Genomic DNA, 19,964 nt, shown 5'->3' with positions numbered 1-19,964 from the left:
TGGAATGCACCGGAAAAGCCCGATATGATGATCGGCGACGCCGTGCTGGACGCGGTGCGGCATTTCCTGCGTGCTGTCAGTGGCGAATACCAGAAAGGCCTGGCGCGCAAACCGACGCTGCAGGAACTGGAATACGCACTGAACCTGGCCTTCAAGGTCAATGTCGACAGCGCTGTGCTGGACGGCATCGACGAGCTGGAATTGAAACAGCTCGTGCTGAAAACCGCCAGGCGCCCAAAGAGGCACAAGGTAACACCCGGCGATCTGTTTGCCTACAAGCTGGAAGATGGCCGCTTCGGATTCGGCCGGGTCATCGCGGACGCCTCGGTCGGTGCGTTTGCCGAAATCTTCGACTATTTCGCCGCGCAGCCGGTCTTCGATTACACCAGGATCGATACCTGGCTGGTGCCGCCGGTGCCGATCGAAAGCTATTCGCTGCTCGAAACGCGTTCAATCGGCGACTGGCGCATTATCGGCCATACCCCGGACTTTGTGCTCGGACCCAAATACAGGGCTTTACGTTACGTGTACGGCTCCAACCCGAACACGCTGATGTGGCAGGATATGGATGGTAACAAGGGGCCGATCACCCCCACCGAGGCGCAGGGACTGCCGCGCTACGTCGGCCTGGACGATTACCTGTTCGAGCAGCATATCGCCAGCCATGTTCAAGCGCGTAAGGCAGCCCGATAAGCGCACCTGACGCCGCCGCCGGCGCAATCAACAAGGAGACAAGATGGGTTGGTGGAACGCGCCGGAAGCGGCCGGTGTGACAACAGGGGACGCCGTACTCGACTCGGTGCGGCATCTCCTGCGTGATGTCAGCCGCGAATATCAGGACCACCTGGCGCGCAAACCGACCTTGCGGGAACTCGAATATGCCCTGACCCTGGCGTTGAAGGCCAACGCCGACAGCGCTCTGCTGGACGGCATGGACGAACTCGATATCAAGCAGGTGGTGCTCAAGACATCCAAACGACCGAGAAGGCAAAAAGTCAGCCCTGGCGATATCTTTGCATATAAATTAGCGGATGGGCGTTTTGGATTCGGACGCATCGTCAGCGATGCGTCGCTGGGCGCGTTTGCCGAAATTTTCGATTACTTCGCCGCTCAGCCGGTGTTCGACTATTCCCGGCTGGACAAATGGCTGATACCGCCGGTGCCGATCGAGAGCTATTCGCTGCTGGAAGTACGTTCGATGGGAGATTGGCGCATTATCGGACAGTCGCCCGGTTTCGTTGCGGGTGCGCAGTTCAATAGCCTGCGTTACGTCTATGGTTCCTCGCCCAATACGCTGGTCGCCACCGATGTATTCGGAAACAAAGAACCCATCAGTGCTGCCGATGCGGTCAATTTGCCGGAGTATTGCGCGTACGACGATCTGAGATTCGGCAAATTGGTCGCACCGCATGTACCGCCCTTGAAGAACGAAAAATGAGTACTGGCGTCGAGCTATGCGGGGCCAGACAGGCAACGTCCGCTACGCAATCACATTAAGGGGAAACCATGGGTTGGTGGAAGGTGCCGGAAGTGGCGGATGCAACAACAGGCGATGCGGTGCTCGATTCGGTCCGGCATTTTCTGCGTGCTGTCAGCCGCGAATACCACCAAGATCTGTCGCGCAAACCGACCTTGCGGGAACTGGAATATGCGCTGACCTTGGCTTTCAAGGTCAATGTCGGCTGCGATATTCTCGATGGTGTTGACCAACTCGACGTGCGGCAGGTCGTGATGAAGACCGCCATGCGTCCGAAAAGACACAAAGTGGCTCCTGGAGATATTTTTGCGTACCGGCTTGAAGACGGTCGTTTCGGGTTTGGCCGCGTCGTCAGTCTTGCTTCCGTCGGCGCGTTTGCCGAGATCTTCGACTATTTTTCCGATCAACCAGTGTTTGATTACAGCAAGCTCGATACATGGCTGGTGCCTCCGGTGCCGATCGAGAGTTACGCGCTGCTGGAGACCGGTTCGATTGGCGATTGGCGCACCATCGGCCACACGCCCGATTTCGTGCCCGGCCCACAATTCGATTGCCTGCGTTACCGCTACGGGTCCACCCCGAACACGCTGATGGCGATCGATATCTACGGCAACAAGGCGCCGGTCAGCGCCGCCGAAGCCGACGGCTTGCAGGAATACGCGTCCTACGATGATTTCACCTTGAATGAATTCATCGCCAGCCAGCTTCTGCAGAAGCGGGAGAAATAATGGGATGGTGGAATTCACAGGACAAGCCGGATGTCATTGTGGGCGATGCCGTGCTGGACTCGGTGCGGCACTTGCTGCGCGATGTGAGCCGCGAATATCAGTACGATGTGTCGCGCAAACCGACCTTGCAGGAACTGCAATACGTCTTGACTCTCGCATTCAAGGCCAGCGTTGACGAGCAAGTCGTTTCCGGTGTCGAAGAACTCGACGTCAAGCAAGTGGCGATCAAAACCGCCAGACGTCCGAAGCGGCAAAAGGCCAGGCCGGGCGATGTATTCGCCTTCCAACTTGACGATGGACGGTGGGGCTTCGGCCGTATCGTCAGCGACTGTACGATCGGTGCGGTTGCCGAGTTTTTCGACTACACGGCCGGCCAGCCGGTATTTGACTACGGCAAGATCAACACCTGGCTGATTCCACCGATCTCCATCAGTTCCCATAGCCTGTTCGAAGCGCGCATCGAAGGCGACTGGCGCATCATCGGCCACACACCCGACTTCGCGCCGGACGAGCGCTACCGGGATCTGCGCTTTGTCTACGGCGATCCGCACTGGATTGCCGTTGGTGTTTTCGGTATCAGCGAATCGGTCAGCGCGAAAGTGGCGGGACGCCATTCCCTGTATGCCTCACGTGGCGACCGTAATGTAAAAAATGAAATCAAACGCTACCTGGCCGGCAAGCCCTTGTATTGGACGGGGAATTGAACATGTCGCCTGACAACCGCGCTTGCGCACAAGCCGCGTCGACGCGCCACAAGTGATCGATTTGTCGCTTTCATCATCTTAATATCCGAACATTTCATATTGCCCAGCAACATCACTGGCGCGAATAATGCATATAGCCGAGAAATTGGCTGATATTGACGATGGTGATATGGGGCATCATAAATCAAAATTTTCTTTATAGCTGCGACTCTCCTATACTGCACTGCAACAACACACCGTTTAATCCAGGAGAGTTCCAAATGAGCAGCGCCACCTACACCCAACCGACGAACCAAGGCTTCCGCCATTACCTGACCGATGTCAGCAATGCGGCACGTGCCTTTGCCGCTGCGCTGTTTGCCGCGCAAGAGCGCCAGTTCATCGCGCAGGAAGTGGCGGTCAAGCCGACCCAGAACGAGCGTGCGCGCATGCGCAGCCACCGCAAGCTGATCGTCATGGCAAATGCCTATCAAAGCATGCATCCGAGCCTGGCTGCCGAGCTGCGCAACCTGGCATCGCGGGGTTGATCATGGAAGTCATCGAATATCTCCCGGGCGCCCTGGCAGCGATTGCCTTTGCCGTACGCATTGCCATTTTCTTCCGCGACGGCCCTGAGCCGGAGCAAGACCAGCAAGACGCTTGATTTTCTCACCGGCCGCGTTCGTGGCCGGACGCATGACCGCGCTGCCACTGCTGCAGCGCACAAAGCCCTCCGATGTCGGGCCTGGCATTCCCCCTCAATGCCAGGTCTGACATCCCTCCCCCGGTGTCAGGTCTGACATTCGGACACGGTCTCAGCAATCGTCGGCAAAACAATTAACGCGGTCATATTCTACGCTGTGATATATTATTCAGATTGATAATGACTTTCCGTTCCCACCATGCCCGAACACCACCTCGATCTTCAACGCTTCTTCGCCGGGGCCGACAAGGCTTGCGCGCTGCTGAAAGTGCTGGTCAACCGCGACCGCCTGTTCCTGCTGTGCCAATTGTCACATCAGGAACGCAACGTCGGCGAACTTGAACAGTTGACCGGCATCCGCCAGCCGACCCTGTCGCAACAGCTCACCGTGCTGCGCAACGAGCAACTGGTCAGCACCCGGCGCGAGGGCAAGCAAATCTTCTACTCGCTCAGCAGCGCCCAGGCCACCGCCGTCATGGATGTGCTGTACCAGCAGTTCTGTTCGCCCACCCCGGAGAAGCAAGATGATGCCACCGCTCAACCCTGACCTTGTTCGCGCGTTGGTGGGCGGCGCCGTGATCGGCTTGGCCGCAGCCATGTTCCTGTTGCTAAATGGCCGCATCGCCGGCATCAGCGGCATTCTCGGCGGCTTGTTGCGTCCGGTTCGTAGCGAACTCGGCTGGCGCATCGCCTTTGTCCTTGGACTGGTGCTCTCGCCATGCGTGTTCATCCTGTTCGCTCCCTTGCCAGCGGTACACGTCGAAGCCGGCAAGACGAGCCTGATCGTGGGCGGCCTGCTGGTCGGACTCGGCACCCGCTACGGTTCCGGCTGCACCAGCGGACACGGCGTGTGCGGCATCGCCCGCCTGTCGCCCCGCTCGCTGGCCGCGACCGCCGCTTTCATGCTGGCCGGTTTCATCACGGTGTTCATGCTGCGCCATCTGTTGAACGGAGCAAGCGCATGAAAACCGTGATCACAGCGTTCGCCAGCGGCCTGGTCTTCGGCCTCGGACTGATCCTGTCGGGCATGACCGATCCGTCCAAGGTGATCGGCTTTCTGGACTTGGCCGGCAACTTCAATCCCGCGCTGGCCTTGGTGATGATCGGGGCCATTCCGGTAGCGGCGCTCGCCTTCCGCATTGCGGCGCGGCGCCCGACCGCCTTGCATCTGCCCGAAGCGCGCAAAATCGACCGTCGCCTGCTGCTCGGCGCGCTGACCTTCGGCGCTGGGTGGGGCGTGGCTGGCTACTGCCCGGGGCCGGCGCTGGCGTCGCTGGCCACCGGCGGCAGCGACGCCTTGATTTTCGTGGCGGCAATGGTGGGCGGAATGCTAATCGACGAAGTGATCGAAGCGCGGCGCAACCGGCGCTCCACGTGAATACCGCCGTCAGGGCTCCCTCGCTATAAATACCTCGATTCGCCTGTTCATTCTTTCGCAGGCGCGCCGCTCCATCGTGCTGAGCTCGTCGTCGCACTCTCTCTTGGGAACAGCATCTTCCTCGCCGACCGCCTCGATCGCCATTGCCGGTAAACCGTAGGCGCTTTGCAGTATCGTCTTCATGCTCTCCGCTTGACGCTGCGTGAGGGACTTGCCGGCTTCCACCAGCGGTTTGTCGGTCTTGCCGCGATGAACCACAACCTTCACTCTCAAATGCTTGTCCGCGTCCCTCATCCAGGCAAAGTGCTGCGTAACAGATGCGCTCCCATTACGGGTCAATGCCGAGGATCCGGCGCTGTAAAGCCAGTCGGTCGCGACTTCTTCACAACTGACTGAATCGGTTTCTTCAATAACGTCGATATCATCCGATTCCGGTTCAAGCCGGAGCTTCGGTCGCTCACGTGTCTCAGTCGCGTCCTTGAGCGCCGGAAAAATAACCAAGGCATCCGTACCGAATTTATGCCAGGGGATATCCACGCCGCGCAATATGGTGTCGCTACCAATTTGTTCGCAGGGATTAACGATCATCCCATTCCTGCTTGCAAACGCCACGGCACGCGCGAAGTTCTCCTCCGACAGTCGAACCGCGACGTTTTCCTTGCGAATGCCGAGCACTCTCCAGGAACTGTCAAGAAAAATGGCGAAGCAAAAAATCGTGGCGGCTCCCAACAGAGAAAAACATAAGATCGCTTTTTGTATCCATTCCGGGCGCTGCCTCATCCACACATCGATCCGGCTGTGCGAACCAGTGCCAACGGTGCTTGCGTCTGGAACCGGTAGTTTTCCGAAAACCACATAGCTGATGAACACGCCCGTCGTAAAAATCGGCGTAGATAGGAGCAGCGTCTCACGGTATCGCTCAAAAAATAGCGCTATATAAGCCGCCAGCGGTACTACCCCCATCGCCAGCCAGCCCCATTGCCACAGGCCTTGACGCCATGCGACCGGTGCCTCGAACGGCGACGAACCGGCGGAGCCGTTGCGATTCTTGAATAGGTAGATGGTGCGCGCGAAGACGTTGATAACCGGCCCCAGGACCAGCCGCATGAAGGGAAAACCAGCCATAAAGGCAAGAAAGTAAGCGCCCAGCAAAACCACTAAAAATGCAAAGAACAGATAGACAAAACTGATCGCATCGTCGGCGGAGATCCCACCGGGACTGAATGAGTGTCGCGCGAGATAAAAGAACGACAGAAAAACCCCCAACGCGACCGTGACAAGGTAGCCCAAGCCCACCACCGTGACAATCGTCTGACCGTAGGAGTGCCACAATGTCCACCGAGCAAGCGCTTTCTTTGAGCGCAAGGCCTGAGGATCATCTGGATCTGAAGAATCTGTATTCATGGCTCGTCCCTGAAAAAATAGAAAAAGGGTACCGAATACAGCAATTTTCCGATTGACTCATATCAAATCGTAGTCATTCCCAATCCGGCACCACACAAGCGCACGCCGCCGCAAAGATCCGCACGCCCGCCATGCCTGCGCTAGAATGCGACCCTGCAACTTCTCGCATTTCCTTTCATTTTCTACTGAACTGTATTTACCATGCGCCTAATTGTCCTTCCCCTCCTTGCCGCGCTGTGGGCCATCCCCGCCGTCGCAGCCGACCCCATCAGCCTAGACCAGGCGATGGCCCATCCCGACTGGATCGGCACGCCGGCGGAAACCGCCTGGTGGAGCTGGGACGGCAAGCAGGTGTTCTACAAACAGAAACGCAGCGGGTCGCAGTTGCGCGACATCTACCAGGCCGCGCCCGGCAAAGCGCGCGTGGTCGGCGACGCCGAACTGGCGAACCTGGACAGCGACAAGGTAATCTACAACCGCGAGCGCACGCGCTCCCTCATGCTGCGCAACGGCGACCTGTTCGAGCGCGACCTGAAAAGCGGCGCGCTGACCCAGATCACTCGCGGCAGCAATGGCATCATGGCGCCCCAGTATTCCGCCGACGGGCGCGGCGTGCAGTTCCGCGTCGGCCACGAGTGGCTCGGCTGGAATCGCGCCGACCGCCTGATTTCGCCATTGGCCGCCGTGCGCGCCACCAAAGACCCCGCCGCCGCGCCGGACGCCGACAACCTGCGCGACCTGCAACTGCGCCTGATCTCCACCCTCAAGCGCCAGAAGGAAGACCGTGACGCCGGTCGCGACCGCGCCGAACAGGAACGCCGCGCCGACGCCACGCGCGCACCGGCGCCGATCTACCTGGGCGACAAAGTCGTCATCGACGGCAGCGCCCTGTCGCCGGACGGCCGCTGGCTGCTGCTGGTAACCGCGCCCAAGGTGACCGACAAAGGCCGCATCGGCAAGCTGCCGCGCTACGTGACCGAATCGGGCTACGAAGAATTCGACGACCAGCGTGCGCGCGTGGGCCGCAACGCGCTTGTCGCGCACACGCTCAAGCTGGTCAACCTGGCCACGCGCGAGATGCGCGACCTGTCCTTCGACACCCTGCCCGGCATCACGGTCGATCCGCTGGCGGACCTGCGCAAGGCGCAAAAACTGCCCGAGCTGAAAGGCAACCGCGTGGTGCGCGTGGACGACGAGGGCGCGGCGCTCGAATGGAACCGCAGCGGCACCGGCCTGGCCGTGATGCTGCGCGCCGCCGACAACAAGGACCGCTGGATCGCCACCGTCGACCTGGCCGGCGCCACGCTCAAGCCGGCCCACCGCGTGACCGACAACGCCTGGGTCAATTCGGGCAATAACGAATTCGGCTGGCTGCCTGACAACAGCACGCTGTGGTACCTGTCGGAAGAAAGCGGCTACGCACACCTGTACACCCGCACCAGCGACGGCAAGACGCGCGCGCTCACGCAGGGCAAGTGGGAAGCGACCCGCATCCAGTGGTCGTCAGACGGCGCCACCGCGTACATGATGTGCAATCCGAAGAACCCGGGCACGTACGAAGTGTGCGCGGTCTCGAGCGCCGACGCCAGGCTGCGCGAAGTGACCGCGCTCGAAGGCGTCGAGCAGTTTGCGCTGTCGCCGGACGAGCGCAAGCTGCTGCTGCACTACTCGTCGAGCTATATGCCGACGCAGCTGGCGACGGTGGCCGTCAGTGGCGGCGCACCGAGCAAGCTGACCGACACGCGCTCGCCGGAGTTCAAGGCGCGCAGCTGGATCGAGCCGCAGTACGTCGCCGTGCCCTCGACCAAAGGCGCGGGCCAGATCTGGGGCAAGCTGTATCGCCCGGCCACGCTGGAACCGGGCAAGAAGTACCCGATCGTGATGTTCGTGCACGGCGCGGGCTACCTGCAGAATGTGAGCAAGCGCTATCCGGTGTACTTCCGCGAGCAGATGTTCCATAACCTGCTGGTCGAGAAGGGCTACATCGTGCTCGACCTGGATTACCGTGCTTCAAAAGGCTACGGCAGCGCATGGCGTACCGCGATTTATCGCCAGATGGGCTATCCGGAGCTGGAAGATTACGTCGATGGCGTGAACTTTATGGCGGCGAACCACCAGGGCGACCTGAAAAACGTTGGCGTGTACGGCGGCAGTTACGGCGGCTTCATGACCTTCATGGCGCTGATGCGCGAGCCGGACCTGTTCAAGGCCGGCGCCGCGCTGCGCCCGGTGACCGACTGGACGACCTACAACCACGAGTACACTGCGAACATCCTCAATACGCCGGATCTCGATCCGGAGGCATACCGCAAGTCGTCGCCGATTGAATACGCGGACAAGCTGCGCGGGCACCTCTTGATCTCGCACGGGATGGTGGACGACAACGTGTTCTACCAGGACTCGGTGCGCATCGCGCAGCGCCTGATCGAACTGAAAAAGGATCACTGGGAACTGGCCAGCTATCCGCTGGAACGGCACGCGTTCGTGCAGCCGGAAAGCTGGTACGACCAGTATCGGCGGATTTACCAGTTGTTCGAGCGGACGTTGAAGTAAAGTCGAGGATCAACTGATCCGGTTCCTTTACCGCTAACCTGAAGACCGTCGTTCCCGCGCAGGCGGGAACCCCAGGTATGTTTGCTAAGCGACGATGCCTTGGATTCCCGCCTGCGCGGGAAAGACGGTTTTATGGATAACGAAACTGTTTGCTATCACCTCACACCGCCAAAAAATCCAGCAACGTCAACGCCACCACCTTGGTCGCCTTGCGCAAATCCTCCAGCGCGAGGCGTTCATCGGCCTTCTTCGCATTCGACTCCGGCACCGTGCGCGGCCCGGCGCCATACAGCACCGCCGGAATTCCGTGCTCGCCATACAGGCGCGCATCCGCATACAGCGGCGTGCCCTGCGCCGTAATCTCCTCGCCGATCACCTGCCTGCCATTCTTCTGCAGGCTCGCCACCAGCTTGTCCGACCCCGGCAAGGGCCGCAGCGCGTGCGACAGCAGCAAGCGCCTGATCTCGACCCGAATCCCCGGTTCATCGCGCACGGCATCCTCGATCAGCGCCCTCACCTGCGCCTCCACCGCCACCGGATCTTCTTCCGGAATCATGCGCCGGTCCATCTTCAGCACCACTTTCCCCGGCACCACGTTGGTATTGGTCCCGCCATCGATGCGGCCCACCAGCATGGTCGGCGAATCGATGCCCGCCACTTTCGACTTGATCTTTTTCAGTTCCGGCAGTTGCCCGTAAATCGCATTCAAAATGCGCGTGGCCGCCTGCAGCGCATCGTGCCCGGTTTCCGGCATGGCGCCATGCCCGGACTTGCCGTGCACGGTCACTTCCAGCTGCAAGCAGGCGTTATGCGCGGTGACGATGTTATAGCTGAAGCCCGCCGCGATGACGAAGTCCGGCTTGGTCAGCTTTTGTTCGAGCAGCCAGCCCGGTCCCAGCAAACCGCCGAATTCCTCGTCATAAGTAAAGTGCAGTTCCAGGCCACCCTTGAGCGGCACGCCCAGCGCTTCCAGCGCGCGCACAGCAAAAATATATGTCGAAAAATCGCTCTTCGACACCGCCGCCGCGCGTCCGTAAATGAAGCCGTCTTCCACCACCGCGCCATACGGCGGATGCACCCAGCCATCGCCCGGCGGCACCACATCGCCATGCGCATTGAGCGCAATGGTCGGCCCGCCCGCCGCATACGGCCGGCGCACGATCAGGTTGGTGATGCTCTCCATGCCATAGTCGCGCACCGCCTGCGCCGGCACCGCATGCTTCTCGGCGCTCCAGCCGAGTGCTTCGACCATGCTGGCCACGGCGTCCGCGTGCGGCGCGTTGTTCCCCGGCGGCGTGTCGGTCGGGATGCGAATCACCTCCTGCAAAAACGCCACCTGTTCGTCGAAGTGGGCGTCGATCCAGTCGACCAGTTTTTCTTGTGCGTTCATTGTTATCCTTTGTTGTCCCTATTTAGCGCCGGCTTCGAACCAGGCCGCGACCTGCGCGCGCTCGGCATCGGTCATGTTGGTCAGGTTCCCGATCGGCATAACCTTCAGTCGCACCGACTGCTCGTAAATTTTCGCTGCGTTCTGGTGAATCAGGTCCGCGTTGTGCAGCATGACGCCGGCCGGCGCGCTGGCAAACCCCGGTTGTGTCGGATGGTCGGCATGGCATGTGGCGCAGCGCTGCGTGATGATGGCCCGCACCTGCGCGAACTGCGCCGCCGTGTCACCACCCGCCACCGCAGCGGCGGGCGCCTTGGGGGCGATGGCAATCGCCACCGCCAGCAACAGCGCAACGCCGGCCAGCGGATAGCGCCACTCCACGCGGCCACGATGGCGCAGGTTGAAGAAGTGGCGGATCAACACACCGGCCGCCATGATCCCGGCCAGCACCGCCCACGCATGCTCGTGACGGTAGGTCATCGCATAGTGATTGCTGATCATGATGAACAGGACCGGCAAGGTGAAGTAGTTGTTATGCACGCTGCGCTGCTTGGCCTTGAGGCCATGGATCGGGTCCGGCTGCTGGCCCGACGTCATCGCCGCGACCATCTTGCGCTGGCCCGGAATGATCAGCATCAGCACATTGGCTACCATCATGGTGCCGATCATCGCGCCCACATGAATGTAGGCCGCGCGCCCGCTCAGGTATTTGTTCAGCACATACGCGCTGGCCACCAGGAATACGAACATCACGATCCCGAACGGCAGGTCGCGCTTGCCGAGCGGGGAGCGGCACAGCAGGTCGTACACGGTCCAGCCGACCACCAGGCTGCCGATGCCGATGCCGATCGCCTGCATTGACGTCAAGTCCGCCACGGCCTTATCGACCATCATCGCCTGCGCGTTGAAGTAGTAAACAATGGTGAGCAGCGCAAAGCCCGACAGCCACGTGGAATAGGCTTCCCACTTAAACCAGTGCAGCTCCTTGGGCAGTTCGGCCGGCGCCACCAAGTATTTTTGCGGGTTGTAGAAGCCACCGCCATGCACCGCCCACAATTGGCCCGATACACCCTTGTTGGCCAGCTCGGAACCCGGCGCGGGCGGACGGATGGTATTGTCCAGCCAGACGAAGTAAAACGATGCGCCGATCCAGGCGATACCGGTAATCACGTGCAGCCAGCGCACGATGAGGTTGAGCCATTCGAGGCCGTAGGGGAGCAGGTATCCGAACACTTCCATGGGTTTCCTTGTTGCGTGGGCTGCGGCGATAGTAGCGCGAATTTACCCAAGATAAACTGATTCAAGTGTCATGACATGAAATATCGCGTATATTCCACATACTCGAATTCATATACATAACGATGTCCAGCCTTCCCCAACACCTCGACCTGCACCTGATTCGCATCTTGTACCTGCTGCTGGTCGAAAAAAACGTCTCGCGCGTGGCGCTCAAGCTCAATCAGCCGCAGCCCTCGATCTCGGCTTCGCTGCGCAAACTGCGCGAACTGACCGGCGACCCGCTGCTGGTGCGCGGCGCGCGCGGCATGGTGCCGACCCAGCATGGCGAGAGCCTGCTCAAACCCGCCAAGCGCATCCTCGACGAAACCGAGAGCCTGTTCGTCAAAAAATCGCCTTTCGTGCCGCAGGAAGAAGCGCGCACCTTCCACATCGCCGCGCCGGATTACCTCGACAGTCAGTTCCTGCCAAACGTGGTGGCGGCGCTGCGGCGCGGTTCGCCCAACAGCCGCGTGGTGATCCACAGCCTGGGAGGTGGGGTGGATTACGTGCGCATGCTCTCGGATGGCGACATGGACCTTGTCATCGCCAACTGGGATGAGCCTCCCGCGCACCTGCACATCTCCAAGCTGTTCGAAGACCCGATCATCTGCACCATGCGCGCCGACAGCCCGTACGCCAAGCGCACCGCCAGCGACGCCATGACGGTCGAGGACTACCTCACCCTGCCCCACGTGGCGCCGTCGCAGATGCTGCCCGGTTACCACGGCGTGATCGACGCCTTCCTCGAACGCCAGGGCATGCAGCGCAAGGTGGCGGTGGAATCGGCCTATTTCGGCCTGATTCCGTATATGCTGACGCAAACCGACCTGGTACTGACCACCGGGCGCCAGTTCATGCGCTTTTACGAAAAAACGCTGCCGCTCAAAAGCTTCACGGTGCCGGTCAAGTTCCCGCCGATGCGGTTTTACCAGTTGTGGCACGAGCGCGTGCACCAGGCGCCCGAACACAAATGGCTGCGCGACCAGGTCAGCGCGGCGGCCAAGGCGCTGGTGCAGCAGTAGCGATAGCGCTTATCAGCTGGCTCGTATGTTCGCAACGCGGCCAGCGCTTATGATCGGTCATCAAAGATGGAAACCCCATGACTACATTAACGGATTTGAACAGCTGCGACGCGGCGGCCTTTGTCGACACTCTGCGCGGTATCTATGAACACTCGCCGTGGATTCCCGAACGCGCATTGACTGGACGCCCGTTTGTCACCGTCGCGGCGCTCAAGTACGCGCTGCAAACGGCGGTGACCAAGGCCAGCGTGGACGAACAGCTTGGCCTGATCCGCGCCCACCCCGAACTGGCCGGCAAAGCCGCCATCGCCGGTGAACTGACGCAGGAGTCCACCAACGAACAGGCCAGGTCCGGCCTGAACCTGTGCAGCGCCGAAGAATACGCGACCCTGCACAAGCTCAATGCCGACTACAACGCCCGCTTCGGCTTTCCGTTCATCCTCGCGGTCAAGGGGCCGGACGGCAATGGCCTCACGCGCAGCGCGATCATCGACACCTTCACGCGGCGCCTGAAAAACCAGCGCCCCGACGAAATGGCAGAGAGCTTGCGCCAGATCCACCGCATCGCCGAACTGCGCATCAACGACCTGCTTGAACTGACGCCCGCATTCGGCCCCACCGTAATGCAATGGGCCGAGACCATCGGCGCATGGAGCGAAGCGGACGACGGCCTGACCTGTTCCTACATGACCAAGGTACACCAGCGCACCGCGGCGCAACTGGCCGAGTGGATGCGCGAAGCCGGCATGCAGACCACCATCGACGCCGTCGGCAATGTGGTCGGGCGCTATCTGTCGCTCGACCCGGACGCCAGGACGCTGATGACCGGCTCGCACTACGACACCGTGCGCGATGGCGGCAAGTACGACGGGCGCCTCGGCATCCTGCTGCCGATTGCGGTGGTGCGCCACCTGCACGAACGCGGCGAGCGCCTGCCCTATCACCTTGAGGTAGTCGGTTTTGCGGAAGAAGAAGGCGTGCGCTTTCGCAGCACCTTCTTGGGCAGTAACGCGGTGATCGGTCAGTTCGACATGGCGCTGCTGGAGCAGGTGGACGCCGCCGGCGTAACCATGCTGGAAGCACTGACGGCGGCCGGCCACCATCCTGAGGCGATTGCGGACATTGCGCGCAATCCGGCCGATGTGCTGGGGTTCGTCGAAGTGCATATCGAACAGGGACCGGTGCTGCTGGAACGCGGCCTCGCGGTCGGCGTGGTGACCGCGATTGCCGGCAGCTCGCGTTACCTGGTCGAGCTGACCGGGCTGGCCAGCCACGCTGGCACCACGCCGATGAACATGCGCAAGGATGCGGCGACAGCGGCGGCGGAAATCGTGCTGCTGGTCGAGCGGCGCTGCAGCGGCGCCGGGTCGCTGGTCGGCACTGTAGGCCAGTTGCAGGTGCCGAACGGATCGGTGAATGTGATTCCTGGTCACTGCAAGCTGTCGCTCGATATCCGCGCTGCGGACGACGCCGTGCGCCACGCCGCGGTCAAGGATATATTGGACGGCATCGAAGCGATCTGCGGGCGCCGGCACGTGGACATGCAGATCGAGCAGATTGTGTCGGCGCCGGCCGCGCCGTGCGCGCCGGCGTTGATGGAGCGGCTCGGTGAGGCGATCGAACGCGCCGGCTTGCCGCGTCACGACCTCGCTTCAGGCGCCGGGCACGATGCGATGGCGATGGCCAAGATCACCGATGTGGCCATGTTGTTTGTCCGCTGCGGGAATGGCGGGATCAGCCACAACCGGCTCGAAACCATGACGGCGGACGATGCGGAGATGGCGGCGCAGGTGCTGCTCGATTTCCTGCGCAGCCTCGCCTAGCTCCGTCGCCAGTTCGTCGTTCCCGCCTGCGGGAACGACGTGTTACGGCGTCAGCACGACTTTTCGGCACTCATCCTCTTTTTTATCGAACATCTTGTAGCCCTCCGCCGCCTGCGACAGATTCAGGCGGTGCGAGATAATCACATCCGGATGCAGCTTGCCTTCTTCGATGAACTTGAGCAGTTCCGGCATATGCTTCTGCACGTGCGTCTGCCCCGCCTTGATCCCGATGCCCTTTTCGAAGATATCGCCGAACAGGAAGCCGTGAATAAACCCGGCATACAAACCCGGTACGCTGACCGTTCCGCCGCGCCGCACCGCCGCGATACACTGGCGTAGCGCCTTGCCGCTGCTGCCTTCGAGCTTGAGATTGGTCATTACGGTTTCCACCGCACTGCCCTTCGCTTCGAATCCGACCGCCTCCACCACGCCATCGACACCGCGCGCATCGGTGTGATCGAGGATGAACTCCGCAGCGTCGCAGTCCTCGAAATTGACCGGAATGACGCCATAGGTTTTCTGTGCAAAATCAAGCCGGAACTTGTGATGGTCGACCATGAAAATCTTCTCGATCCCCAGCATGCGCGCGCTGGCCGCAGCCATCTGTCCCACCGGCCCCGCGCCAAAAATCGCCAGGCTCCCGCCCTTGCCCACGCCCGTGTTGAGCACCGCCTGATAACCGGTCGGCAGAATATCGCTCAGGAACAGCACCTGCTCGTCCGCCAGGTTCGTGGGGATCTTGATCGGCCCAACATTCGCCTTCGGCACGCGCACGTATTCGGCCTGCCCGCCCGGCACGCCGCCATACAAATGGCTGAAACCGAACAGCGCCGCGCCCGAGCGCAGGCTTTTCTTGTTCATGATCGAACCGCGATCGGGGTTGGTCGTCTCGCACGCCGAATACAGGTCCATATCGCAAAAAAAGCAGCTGCCGCATGCGATCACGAACGGCACCACCACGCGGTCGCCCTTGTGCAGCCTGGTGACGTTGGGACCCGTCTCGACGACTTCGCCCATGAATTCATGGCCCAGGATATCGCCGCTTTTCATCGCCGGAATCTTCCCGCGATACATGTGCAGGTCCGATCCGCAGATCGCGGTGGCAGTCACTTTCAGGATGATGTCGTCCGGCTCCTGCAAAATCGGGTCGGGGACGTTGTCAACCTTGACGTCGTTGCTGCCGTGATAGGTTAAAGCGCGCATGAACTGTCCTCCTCATGGAAAAGGACAGCCTAACAAGCAAACTCCGACGCACGAATCAGCACAATCCGTGCGTAGCGGTAGGAAAACGCCGACGTGATTTCTTAAGTGAAATTATCAGGCGACGATCTTGGCCCGTTCCAGCATGGCATGCAGCAGTACGTTACAGCCGGCTTCGAGGTGCTCCGACTTGGCGTCCTCGATTTCGTTGTGGCTGATACCGTCCTTGCAGGGCACGAAGATCATCCCGGCCGGGGCCAGGCGGGCGGCGTAAATGGCGTCGTGGCCGGCGCCGGAGACCACGTCCATCGTCGAGTAGCCAAGTTTGGCGGTCGCCTCGCGCACCGCACCCACGCAGTCTGGATGGAACGGACAAGGCGGATAGTACGACACGCGCTCGATCGAAATGGCCAGCCCGGAGTCGCTGCGCGTCTTGTCGATAAACGCCAGCATCTCCTCGTGCATGGTGTTGAGCAATTCATCGTTCACGTTGCGCAGGTCGATGCTGAATTTGACCTCGCCCGGAATCACGTTGCGGCTGTTCGGGAACAGCTGCACCATGCCCACCGTGCCGCGCCCATAAGGCGGATAGCGGTTCGCGATCTTCACCACCTCCTGCATGATGTGGGTGGACACCTGCAGCGCATCCTTGCGCAGGCCCATGGGCGTGGGGCCGGCGTGCGCCTCCATGCCGGTGACCACGCAGTCGTACCACGACAATCCCATCACGGCCGGCACCACGCCGATCACCTTGTCGGCATCTTCCAGCACCGGGCCTTGTTCGATATGGGTCTCGAAATAGGCGCCGATCGGGTGCTGGCCGGGGACCTGCTCGCCCATGTAGCCGATGCGCGCCAGTTCATCCCTGACGCTTTTGCCTTCGGTGTCTTTGGCGGCGTAGGCCGTCTCCAGGCTGAAGGCGCCGCAGAAGACGCCGGAGCCCATCATCACCGGCACGAAGCGCGAGCCTTCTTCATTGGTCCAGAAAGCCACTTCGACCGGTGCTTCGGTCGTGATGTGCTGGTCGTTCAGGGTGCGCACCACTTCCAGGCCAGCGAGCACGCCGTAGTTGCCATCGAATTTCCCGCCGGTTGGCTGGGTGTCGATATGGCTGCCGGTCATGATCGGCGGCAGCGCCGGATTGCGGCCTTCGCGGCGCATGAAGACGTTGCCGATCTGGTCGACCGTGATCGACATGCCGGCTTGCTTGCCCCAGCCGACCACCAGGTCGCGCCCCTGCTTGTCGAGGTCCGTGAGGGCGAGGCGCTTGACGCCGCCTTTTGGCGTGGCGCCGATGTTGGCCAGTTCCATCAGCGAGGCCCACAGGCGCTCGCCGTTAATGCGCAGATCGTTCATTGATCACTCCAGAGTTGAAGACGTGCGACGGGATATCAGGCATGGGTCTTGGTGAATGCGGGCCGGTTCACATGCCGCCCCGCGCCTTCGACCGCGCGCAGTTCGCCCTTTGCAAACACCACGTTCCCCGCGTGCAGGGTATGCGAAGGAATGCCCTTGACGGTGCGCCCTTCGAAGACGTTGAAGCCGCCCCTGGCGAACTGCGTGCTGGCCGAAATGGTGCGCGTGCCTTCCGGGTCCCACACCACCAGATCGGCATCGGCGCCCACGGCCACCACGCCCTTGCGCGGGTACATATTGAAAATCTGCGCCGCGTTCGTCGATGTCACGCGCACGAATTCGGATGGCGTGAGCATGCCCGAATTGACGCCCGCATCCCACACCACCGACATGCGGTCCTCGACGCCGCCGCAGCCGTTGGGAATTTTGGTAAAGTCGTCCTGCCCCGCCGCCTTTTGCTCCGCGCAGAAGGTGCAGTGATCGGTGGCCGTCGTATGCAGGTTACCGCCGCGCAGCCCCTGCCACAGCGCGGCCTGATGGTGCTTGCTGCGAAACGGAGGGCTCATCACATGCCCGCGCGCGAAATCGAGATCGGCGCTCTGGTACACGCTGTCGTCGATCACCAGGTGCCCCGCCAGCGCCTCGCCGTACACGCGCTGGCCCTTGGCCCGCGCGCGCGAAATCGCATCGAGCGACTCGGCGCACGACACATGCACGATATATACCGGCGTGCCGAGCACATTGGCAATCGCAATGGCGCGGTTGGCCGCTTCCGCCTCCACCTCGGGAGGACGCGAGAGCGGATGCGCGCTCGGGCCGGTAATGCCTTTGCGGAGCAGGTCTTGCTGCAACTGGAAAACCAGTTCGCCATTTTCGGCGTGTACGGTCGGAATCGCGCCCAGTTCCAGGGCGCGCGTAAAGCTCTTCACCAGCGTTTCGTCGTCGGCCATGATGGCGTTCTTGTACGCCATGAAGTGCTTGAAGCTGTTCACGCCATGATCGCGCACCAGCACGCCCATCTCTTCGTGCACCTTGTCGCTCCACCACGTCACCGCGACGTGAAAAGTGTAGTCGCCCGCCGACCTGGCGGCCCAGCCGCGCCACGTGTGGTAAGCCTCCAGCAAGGACTGCTGCGGGTTCGGAATGACGAAGTCCATGATGGTCGTGGTGCCGCCCGCGAGTCCGGCGGCGGTGCCGGTAAAGAAATCGTCGGCCGTCACGGTGCCCATGAACGGCAGTTGCATGTGGGTGTGCGTGTCGATCCCGCCGGGCATGACGTACTGGCTGCCGGCGTCGATCACGGTGGCGTGAAGGGGCGCATCGAGCCGCTCACCGATGGCGACGATCTTGTCGCCGTCGCAGAGCACATCGGCGCGGAAGGCGCGGTCTGCGTTGACGACCGTGCCGCCGCGGATAATCGTGGTCATAAATCTCTCCTGTAAAGCAAACGGATATTCAGGTACGGATGGTAGCGAGGGTCGGTACTGCCTTCCCCTTCATCATCACGCCGTACACCACTGCGGAAATGGCGATGCCGACGAACCACGCATATGTATACAGTGTCTTGAACAAGGCGCCCACGCCGGGGAACGAGGCCGGAAACGCCGCATTCAGGAAGCCGGGAATATTCGGCAGCACGCCGACCACGAAAGCGACGACCGCCGCCACGTTCCAGCCGTTCCCGTACGAGTAGGCGCCATCGTCGCGGTACAGGCTCGGGATATGCAGCTCGGTCTTGCGGATGAAGTAGTAGTCGATGATCATGATGCCGGCGATGGGACCGAGCAGCGCCGAGTAGCCGATCAGCCATGTGAAGATATAGCCCTCGGTCGATTCGAGGATCTTCCACGGCATCATCACCAGCGCGATGCCGGCCGTGATGTAGCCGCCGGTGCGGTAGGTAATGTGCTTGGGCGCCAGCGACGAAAAATCGTAGGCCGGGCCAACCAGGTTGGCGGCCAGGTTGACGCTGACGGTATCGACCAGCAGCACAATCAGCGCGATCAGCACGGCGATGCCGGTCATTCGGCTGGCCAGGTCGACCGGGTCCCAGATCGCCTTGCCGTACAAGACCACGGTGGCCGAGGTCACGATCACGGCCAGCGCCGCCAGCAGGCCCATTGGCAGCGGCAGGCCGACTGACTGGCCGATGATCTGGTCGCGCTGGGTCTTGGCGAAGCGCGTGAAGTCGGGGATGTTCAGCGCCAGCGTGGCCCAGAAACCCACCATGGCGGTCAGCGAGGGCCAGAAGGTGGACCAGAACTGGCCGGCCTTTTTGCCGCCTTCGACGAACTGCGAGGGTTGTTCGAGCAGCGGGCCGAAACCGCCCGCCTTGTTATGCACCCAGCCAAGCAGCACGAAGCAGATCAGGATCTTGAGTGGCGCGGTCCAGGTTTCGAGCTTGCGGATCGACTCCATGCCGTGCACGATGTAGTAGAACTGGATCGCCCAGAAGGCGAGAAAGCACAGCAACTGCATGCCGTTGATGCCGAGGCCAGCGATTTTGGCGCCGCCGATTTCGGCTCCCATCATCACGCCGAGCAGCGTGTAGATCATGCTGCCGCCGAACCAGGTCTGGATGCCGTACCAGCCGCAGGCTACGATGGCGCGCATCAGGGCCGGAATGCGGGCGCCGGTGGTGCCGAACGAGGCGCGCGCGAGGACGGCGTAGGGAATGCCGTACTTGGTGCCGGCATGGCCGATCAGCAGCATGGGCAGCAGCACGATGGCGTTGGCGATGAAGACCGTGAGCACCGCCTGGTAGCCGGACATGCCGCCTTCGATCAGGCTGGCCGACAGCGTGTAGGCCGGGATGCACATGACCATCCCGACCCACAGGGCGGCGAAGTGATACCAGCGCCAGGTACGCTGCGCGTCGGAGGTGGGCGCGAGGTCTTCGTTCCAGAGCTGGGTGTTGGCGGACAGGTCGTTGCTCACAGTGGTGTTCTCCTGAATGGTGACGATCCGTCGTT

Annotated in this window: 18 protein-coding genes; 11 read left to right on the top strand and 7 right to left on the bottom strand. The window is 61.5% G+C overall.

The genetic code is table 11. From position 1 onward, the window contains the following. Positions 1-27 precede the first annotated feature (27 nt). The 8 genes from F2P46_RS19005 (at position 28) to F2P46_RS18970 (ending at position 4,969) form a co-directional block, all read left to right on the top strand. Positions 28-693: an Imm26 family immunity protein gene (locus F2P46_RS19005; RefSeq protein ID WP_166893025.1), complete on the top strand. Its 666-nt coding sequence runs from the start codon at positions 28-30 to the stop codon at positions 691-693. A 43-nt stretch (positions 694-736) separates the two neighbouring features. After that, complete coding sequence (locus tag F2P46_RS19000) at positions 737-1,438, top strand: Imm26 family immunity protein (RefSeq protein ID WP_166893022.1); 702 nt, start codon at positions 737-739, stop codon at positions 1,436-1,438. 68 nt (positions 1,439-1,506) lie between these two features. Beyond that, positions 1,507-2,205 (top strand): Imm26 family immunity protein, encoded by a 699-nt coding sequence (locus F2P46_RS18995; RefSeq protein ID WP_166893019.1) that lies wholly within the window; start codon positions 1,507-1,509, stop codon positions 2,203-2,205. Then, entirely contained in the window at positions 2,205-2,909 is a 705-nt protein-coding gene (locus F2P46_RS18990; RefSeq protein ID WP_166893016.1) for an Imm26 family immunity protein, read from the top strand. Before F2P46_RS18995 ends, F2P46_RS18990 begins: the two co-directional genes overlap by 1 nt. Before the next feature lie 260 nt (positions 2,910-3,169). Beyond that, positions 3,170-3,436, top strand: coding sequence for a hypothetical protein (locus F2P46_RS18985; protein WP_166893013.1), 267 nt, complete (start codon positions 3,170-3,172; stop codon positions 3,434-3,436). Between the two features lie 354 nt (positions 3,437-3,790). Next, the gene (locus F2P46_RS18980; protein WP_166893011.1) at positions 3,791-4,138 is read left to right on the top strand and encodes a metalloregulator ArsR/SmtB family transcription factor; all 348 of its coding nucleotides are present in this window, start codon (positions 3,791-3,793) and stop codon (positions 4,136-4,138) included. Further along, on the top strand, positions 4,116-4,556 hold the full coding sequence (locus tag F2P46_RS18975; protein ID WP_166893008.1) for a YeeE/YedE family protein: 441 nt from the start codon (positions 4,116-4,118) through the stop codon (positions 4,554-4,556). Before F2P46_RS18980 ends, F2P46_RS18975 begins: the two co-directional genes overlap by 23 nt. Then, positions 4,553-4,969: a DUF6691 family protein gene (locus tag F2P46_RS18970; RefSeq protein WP_166893004.1), complete on the top strand. Its 417-nt coding sequence runs from the start codon at positions 4,553-4,555 to the stop codon at positions 4,967-4,969. Before F2P46_RS18975 ends, F2P46_RS18970 begins: the two co-directional genes overlap by 4 nt. Before the next feature lie 9 nt (positions 4,970-4,978). On the opposite strand, the gene F2P46_RS18965 is transcribed toward F2P46_RS18970, so the two are convergent. Then, a complete protein-coding gene (locus F2P46_RS18965) occupies positions 4,979-6,373 on the bottom strand; it encodes a hypothetical protein (RefSeq protein WP_166893001.1) in 1,395 nt (464 codons plus the stop codon). 201 nt (positions 6,374-6,574) lie between these two features. Here F2P46_RS18965 and F2P46_RS18960 point away from each other — a divergent pair, with 201 nt between their 5' ends. Continuing rightward, the gene (locus F2P46_RS18960; protein ID WP_166892999.1) at positions 6,575-8,926 is read left to right on the top strand and encodes a prolyl oligopeptidase family serine peptidase; all 2,352 of its coding nucleotides are present in this window, start codon (positions 6,575-6,577) and stop codon (positions 8,924-8,926) included. A 160-nt stretch (positions 8,927-9,086) separates the two neighbouring features. On the opposite strand, the gene F2P46_RS18955 is transcribed toward F2P46_RS18960, so the two are convergent. Both F2P46_RS18955 and F2P46_RS18950 read right to left on the bottom strand, forming a co-directional pair. After that, positions 9,087-10,316 carry a M20/M25/M40 family metallo-hydrolase gene (locus tag F2P46_RS18955; protein ID WP_208296687.1) on the bottom strand — a complete coding sequence of 410 codons (1,230 nt, stop codon included), beginning with the start codon at positions 10,314-10,316 and terminating at the stop codon, positions 9,087-9,089. Positions 10,317-10,334: 18 nt separating this feature from the next. Beyond that, positions 10,335-11,552, bottom strand: coding sequence for a urate hydroxylase PuuD (locus F2P46_RS18950; protein WP_166892996.1), 1,218 nt, complete (start codon positions 11,550-11,552; stop codon positions 10,335-10,337). Positions 11,553-11,674: 122 nt separating this feature from the next. Between F2P46_RS18950 and F2P46_RS18945 the strand changes: the two genes are divergently transcribed. Both F2P46_RS18945 and F2P46_RS18940 read left to right on the top strand, forming a co-directional pair. Beyond that, positions 11,675-12,613 carry a LysR substrate-binding domain-containing protein gene (locus F2P46_RS18945; protein WP_166892993.1) on the top strand — a complete coding sequence of 313 codons (939 nt, stop codon included), beginning with the start codon at positions 11,675-11,677 and terminating at the stop codon, positions 12,611-12,613. Between the two features lie 77 nt (positions 12,614-12,690). Further along, a complete protein-coding gene (locus tag F2P46_RS18940) occupies positions 12,691-14,436 on the top strand; it encodes an allantoate amidohydrolase (RefSeq protein WP_208296686.1) in 1,746 nt (581 codons plus the stop codon). Positions 14,437-14,478: 42 nt separating this feature from the next. Here F2P46_RS18940 and F2P46_RS18935 read toward each other — a convergent pair whose 3' ends face one another. From F2P46_RS18935 to F2P46_RS18920, 4 genes are all read right to left on the bottom strand, one after another. Beyond that, positions 14,479-15,639, bottom strand: coding sequence for a zinc-dependent alcohol dehydrogenase (locus tag F2P46_RS18935; RefSeq protein WP_166892990.1), 1,161 nt, complete (start codon positions 15,637-15,639; stop codon positions 14,479-14,481). Positions 15,640-15,753: 114 nt separating this feature from the next. Continuing rightward, positions 15,754-16,992 carry a Zn-dependent hydrolase gene (locus F2P46_RS18930; RefSeq protein ID WP_166892987.1) on the bottom strand — a complete coding sequence of 413 codons (1,239 nt, stop codon included), beginning with the start codon at positions 16,990-16,992 and terminating at the stop codon, positions 15,754-15,756. Between the two features lie 35 nt (positions 16,993-17,027). Then, positions 17,028-18,419 (bottom strand): dihydropyrimidinase, encoded by a 1,392-nt coding sequence (gene hydA / locus F2P46_RS18925; RefSeq protein WP_166892984.1) that lies wholly within the window; start codon positions 18,417-18,419, stop codon positions 17,028-17,030. A gap of 28 nt (positions 18,420-18,447) precedes the next feature. Further along, positions 18,448-19,929: an NCS1 family nucleobase:cation symporter-1 gene (locus F2P46_RS18920; protein ID WP_166892981.1), complete on the bottom strand. Its 1,482-nt coding sequence runs from the start codon at positions 19,927-19,929 to the stop codon at positions 18,448-18,450. Between the last annotated feature and the right edge of the window lie 35 nt (positions 19,930-19,964).

Origin of the sequence: Massilia sp. CCM 8734 (assembly GCF_011682155.1) — a bacterium.
Lineage (GTDB): Bacteria > Pseudomonadota > Gammaproteobacteria > Burkholderiales > Burkholderiaceae_D > Telluria_A > Telluria_A rubra.
This window is presented reverse-complemented; position numbering and strand designations above follow the sequence as displayed.

Coding starts and splice junctions, on each gene's coding strand:
- F2P46_RS19005 (WP_166893025.1), top strand. CDS start 28: ATGATCGGCGACGCCGTGCTGGACGCGGTGCGGCATTTCCTGCGTGCT.
- F2P46_RS19000 (WP_166893022.1), top strand. CDS start 737: ATGGGTTGGTGGAACGCGCCGGAAGCGGCCGGTGTGACAACAGGGGAC.
- F2P46_RS18995 (WP_166893019.1), top strand. CDS start 1,507: ATGGGTTGGTGGAAGGTGCCGGAAGTGGCGGATGCAACAACAGGCGAT.
- F2P46_RS18990 (WP_166893016.1), top strand. CDS start 2,205: ATGGGATGGTGGAATTCACAGGACAAGCCGGATGTCATTGTGGGCGAT.
- F2P46_RS18985 (WP_166893013.1), top strand. CDS start 3,170: ATGAGCAGCGCCACCTACACCCAACCGACGAACCAAGGCTTCCGCCAT.
- F2P46_RS18980 (WP_166893011.1), top strand. CDS start 3,791: ATGCCCGAACACCACCTCGATCTTCAACGCTTCTTCGCCGGGGCCGAC.
- F2P46_RS18975 (WP_166893008.1), top strand. CDS start 4,116: ATGATGCCACCGCTCAACCCTGACCTTGTTCGCGCGTTGGTGGGCGGC.
- F2P46_RS18970 (WP_166893004.1), top strand. CDS start 4,553: ATGAAAACCGTGATCACAGCGTTCGCCAGCGGCCTGGTCTTCGGCCTC.
- F2P46_RS18965 (WP_166893001.1), bottom strand. CDS start 6,373: ATGAATACAGATTCTTCAGATCCAGATGATCCTCAGGCCTTGCGCTCA.
- F2P46_RS18960 (WP_166892999.1), top strand. CDS start 6,575: ATGCGCCTAATTGTCCTTCCCCTCCTTGCCGCGCTGTGGGCCATCCCC.
- F2P46_RS18955 (WP_208296687.1), bottom strand. CDS start 10,316: ATGAACGCACAAGAAAAACTGGTCGACTGGATCGACGCCCACTTCGAC.
- F2P46_RS18950 (WP_166892996.1), bottom strand. CDS start 11,552: ATGGAAGTGTTCGGATACCTGCTCCCCTACGGCCTCGAATGGCTCAAC.
- F2P46_RS18945 (WP_166892993.1), top strand. CDS start 11,675: ATGTCCAGCCTTCCCCAACACCTCGACCTGCACCTGATTCGCATCTTG.
- F2P46_RS18940 (WP_208296686.1), top strand. CDS start 12,691: ATGACTACATTAACGGATTTGAACAGCTGCGACGCGGCGGCCTTTGTC.
- F2P46_RS18935 (WP_166892990.1), bottom strand. CDS start 15,639: ATGCGCGCTTTAACCTATCACGGCAGCAACGACGTCAAGGTTGACAAC.
- F2P46_RS18930 (WP_166892987.1), bottom strand. CDS start 16,992: ATGAACGATCTGCGCATTAACGGCGAGCGCCTGTGGGCCTCGCTGATG.
- hydA (WP_166892984.1), bottom strand. CDS start 18,419: ATGACCACGATTATCCGCGGCGGCACGGTCGTCAACGCAGACCGCGCC.